We start from the raw sequence: 4,192 nt of genomic DNA, 5'->3' as shown, positions 1-4,192 counted from the left end.
CCCGGATCTGGCCTTCCAGCTACCCATGGCCGCCACCATGCAGTAGCCTCTCAATCGGCTCGGTCCAAAATACCGGTCAGGTCAAGGAGCGCGAAGGCCATCAGGGTGCGGTCTATGAGTGATCTCCTAGGTGTGGAGACGTCTAAGCTTGATACGGTCTCAGGCTTACGGAAGGACGCGGAAGCCGGTGATCCGCCCGTCAACCTTGATGGTGACGATCCCTGAGAAGTTGCCCCCCCCGGCAGAGGCGTTCGGGCGGATACCGACGACAACGGAGCCGGTGATGCTGGCTGTGTCGAAGCGAAGATCCACGGCGGCGCCACCTACCGTGAGCGCGGCCTGGGTCATGGCGGCGGTCGTTGCGCCGCGTGTCGCAAGCTGGATCGTACTGGTGTTCACCGCCCCGACGGTCTGAACGATACCGTTCACCGAGACCTCGATCTTCGCTCCACTAAACATCTTCAAGTCGACGCGGTAGAGGTCTTTGTAGCTGGTCGACAGCGAGATGTTGATCTCGCGCGACTCGGTCCGTGCGACTGAGCTCTGCCCAGCGGTTCGATTGTCCTCGATCGTCTGAACGCAGGCGGTGCAGGCGAACTGACCTACCGTCACGTTCGTCGCAGGGTCACCGATCACTAGGCCATGCTCGACTTCCAAGAGCGTGGTCGCCGGTGTGACGTTGACGTTGTTCCCGCCCTGGACGACCACCCCGTAGGGCACGTTGCTGGTGTTGGTGGAGATCGTGACGTTGTTAGCCCCTGGGTAGACACCGAGGGCGCCCGTCAGCTGCGCGGAAACGATGATGTTCTTGTAGGTGCCCGTGGTGCCGCCCTCGATGCGGCCGAGTCGGACAGCCTCGCCAGTGACTGGGTTTTCGAACGAGTTCGTGTCTGCCAGATGGAGGATGGACGTGTCCGCGCCGTCGGCGACAGCGAGATCGAACGATCGATCAAACTGAAGCGTCTTCGTTGTGCTGACCTTCAGGCCGCCGCCGCTCTCAAGACGGATCGCGGCCGCGCCGCCAGCCACGACGTCAGTGTAGATCTTGCTGTCAGAGACGATGCCGTCGCCGCTGTCGGGGTTAGTAGCGTTCCGGATGCGAACGCCCCAACGACGCGCCCGGTACAGATCAACGTTATTGACAGACCAGAATTCGCCGGACTGAACGTCCACTTGGTCGTAGCAATCTGTAATCGAGACGTTATCGATGCGCTGAGAGCGCGGGTTCTCGCTCCCATCAGAGAGTTGCACGCCACGTGCCAGCGAATTGAGGCGATTGGCGGTGCAAGCGATACGAACCCCGGTTAGGCGGGCGCCCGGGCCCATGAGCTTCATCGCGGGGATGGCGGCGGACGACGTGAACCTGATCTCCGTGCCGTAGGCCCGGCTCTGGCCGACGCCTTCCAGCACGCTAGCCGTGACAGTAGCGGTGTCGTCTAGGAGGATGCAGCCAGGTGGGAGAAGCGTCCGGCCACCCGGATCTGTGGCGGCGATGGCTGCCCGCAACTGGGTGGTCTGGACCGTCGCGCAGGTCAGATCCGTCAGGTACGTCGCAGCGAAGGTCGTGCCCTTCAAGATCGAACGGATGTACCCGGTCGTCGCCGCCATGGTCGAATTATCGTTGGCCGGCGGCGCTTGGAACCGGGGCTGCGGAAGGGGCTGCGCTGAAGCATAGATAGGGAGAAGCAGCGCCAGAAGCGTGATGACAAAGCGCATGGGTGAATCCTTACAGACGGGGATTAGAGACGGACACCGGGCCGCCGTTCAGCCAGAGCTTGCCGGGCGTCGAAGGTAGTCTCGTTGAAAGCGATACAAGGCAGGTTATGGCCTGTGCGATTGCAGTTTCTTGCGCTGTCGAGACAGGAAGGTCGGCTGGCGCCAGATTTGAGACGTTGCCGAGACCGACCTGCGCCTTAGTCACCTTGTGCGGGTTGGTGAAGTCTCTAGATGTTTGGTCCCGGCATTTGGTGAAGGGAGTTTGACCTGAAGCGACCGGGCTCTGCGGACCATGCTTTGCAGATGGCGTCGTAGGGCGTGAGACCCCGCAGGGTCTTCAGGCGGCGTGCCGAAGTTGTAGGCGTTGACGAAGTCGGCCAGGTGAGCGCGGAGCTGCTCGTGGCTTTCGTAGTGGTAGCGCTTGACCGTCGCGTCCTTGATCGTGCGGTTCATTCGCTCAACTTGCCCATTCGTCCAGGGGTGCCGCGGCTTGGTCAGGCGATGGTCGATATCGTTGCGGGCACAGGCGGACTCGAAGCTGTGGGCTCGGAAGGTCTCGCCGGCTGCGATCGCCTTCTTGATGATGGAGGCGGCCGAGGCAACGTTGCCGGGTGTCGTGAAGTGGGTGCCATTGTCGGTGAGCACCGTGTGCACCTTGTAGGGTACCGCCTCGATGAGATGGCGGAGGAAGTCACCCGCAACCCGCCGGGTCGCCTTCTCGTGCAGTTCGACGAAGGCGAACTTGGTCGTCCGGTCGATGGCGACGAGCAGGTAGAGCCGCCGTTCCGCCGCGTGGACCTCAGCCAAATCGATATGGAAATAGCCGAGCGGATAGGCCTTGAAGCGCGAGCGCTTAGGCTTGTCGCCGTCGACCTCTGGCAATCGGCTGATCCCGTGGCGCTGCAGGCAGCGATGCAGCGACGAGCGGGTCAGGTGTGGGATGGTGGCCTGGAGCGCGTAGAGGCAGTCGTCGAGCGGCAGGAGCGTGTGACGACGAAAGGCGACCACCACCGCCTCGTCCTCGGGTGACAGCACCGTGGAATGCGGATCCTTAGGCCCCGTGTGCTGGTCGGTGACCGAGGTCCGCTTCTTCAACTTGGCAACTGTCTTCGGGTTGATCCCGTAGCGCTTCGAGAGCGCCCTCAGGCTCGCTTGACTATGCTGGATCGCTCGACGGATCGCCTCCGTCGTTGTGGCGCTGCCGTGAAGAACCTGGCCCATAGCGCGTCCCTCCACTCCAACGTGAAGAGTGCACCTTCAAACCGTGGGATCAAACAATTACAATGAGCGTTAAACACAGTTCGGCGCTTACACTTCTCAACATGCTCAACCCAACTGCCTTAGACAATTGAAGTCGTCGATTTGGCTATCAGTCCACTGCGTCAAGTGGAGAACGCAGAAAGACAAAAGTTGGAGCAAATTGATGAAATTTGTCCGCTTGCACCTCATATTCGGCAGGATTTATGAGAGAAAGACTGTAATCGTCTTTTCTAATGCATGCGCGATATGCATGTTCGTGCGTTGACCTAATTCTCTTGTTAAATTTTTCGAATTTATTGCCGTACAATTCGGCGATGATGACTCGAGGCGGAAGGATCTGTAAGTGCCGGGATGCTCCCTCGGCTGCATCAACTTCAGCACCCTCTACATCTAACTTCCAAATATCAAACCCCATACCCAATTCGTCTATTGATATCGTCTCAACAATAATCGGTTTTGGTTTCTCGCCGTATACCTGAGGGAACATTGCCATTGTCTCTATGTCATAAGTAGATCCCTGGTTGTGCGTTGTAGATAGATAGAAATTTGTTTGCCCTCTGTTCGCCGACAGTGCGTAGGGCTCGCATCTAATTTTAGAGCAGCCAATGTCTTTTATGCGAGCAGCTAAGTCAGGGACTGGCTCAAGTGCTACGACCTCCGAAGCACCCGCCTGAACGAAGAGTAATGCTGTGAGGCCAATATTCGCTCCTGCATCAAGTATTTTGTCACCCTGGCGCACAAACTTATCTATGAGTAAGCGATCTATGTCAAATGTTGGGTATTTTATATTTGCAACAAAGCACGCGGCATATCTGCGTTCATGGGGAATTTCGAGATATAAGACTAAAGGATAATTTTTGACAAAGACCGTAATCTTACCGTAATTCTTCAAAATTGGTTCGATATCTGATATCATATCATTCATCGACTTTTCCTGCATTTCGGATGTATTGAAGTGAGCAGAGCAGTGAGTCTACGTCAGGTCACGCTAAAAGGCGATGATGCAAATCTGGATGTGCCGGTGGACCCGACTTCGTTACCCGGCGCTGCAATCGTGCTTGCACGACAGTACGTGCAGGCTTTTAAGCATTGATGACAGCGCCCACTAGGTGTTTGGTCCCGGCATGTGGTGTGACGGATCGAGCCTGAAGCGTTCTGGCTCTTTCGTCCAGGTGTGGCAGATGAATTCGTAGGGCGTGAGGCCGCGCAGGGTCTT

General features: G+C 57.7%; 2 protein-coding genes and 2 pseudogenes. All 4 read right to left on the bottom strand.

The annotated features are described in order from the left end of the window. Positions 1–165 precede the first annotated feature (165 nt). Positions 166–1,716 carry a hypothetical protein gene (locus tag ASG63_RS19765; RefSeq protein WP_056220560.1) on the bottom strand — a complete coding sequence of 517 codons (1,551 nt, stop codon included), beginning with the start codon at positions 1,714–1,716 and terminating at the stop codon, positions 166–168. A gap of 227 nt (positions 1,717–1,943) precedes the next feature. Next, positions 1,944–2,937: pseudogene (locus ASG63_RS19760) on the bottom strand (IS481 family transposase). Positions 2,938–3,085: 148 nt separating this feature from the next. Beyond that, positions 3,086–3,901, bottom strand: coding sequence for an FkbM family methyltransferase (locus tag ASG63_RS24695; RefSeq protein WP_162248658.1), 816 nt, complete (start codon positions 3,899–3,901; stop codon positions 3,086–3,088). A 180-nt stretch (positions 3,902–4,081) separates the two neighbouring features. After that, positions 4,082–4,192: pseudogene (locus ASG63_RS25610) on the bottom strand (IS481 family transposase); the annotation flags it as partial.

This window comes from Methylobacterium sp. Leaf94 (genome assembly GCF_001426045.1).
Lineage (GTDB): Bacteria > Pseudomonadota > Alphaproteobacteria > Rhizobiales > Beijerinckiaceae > Methylobacterium.
The sequence above is the reverse complement of the archived record's forward strand: the minus strand, read 5'-3'. Positions and strand labels throughout refer to the sequence as shown.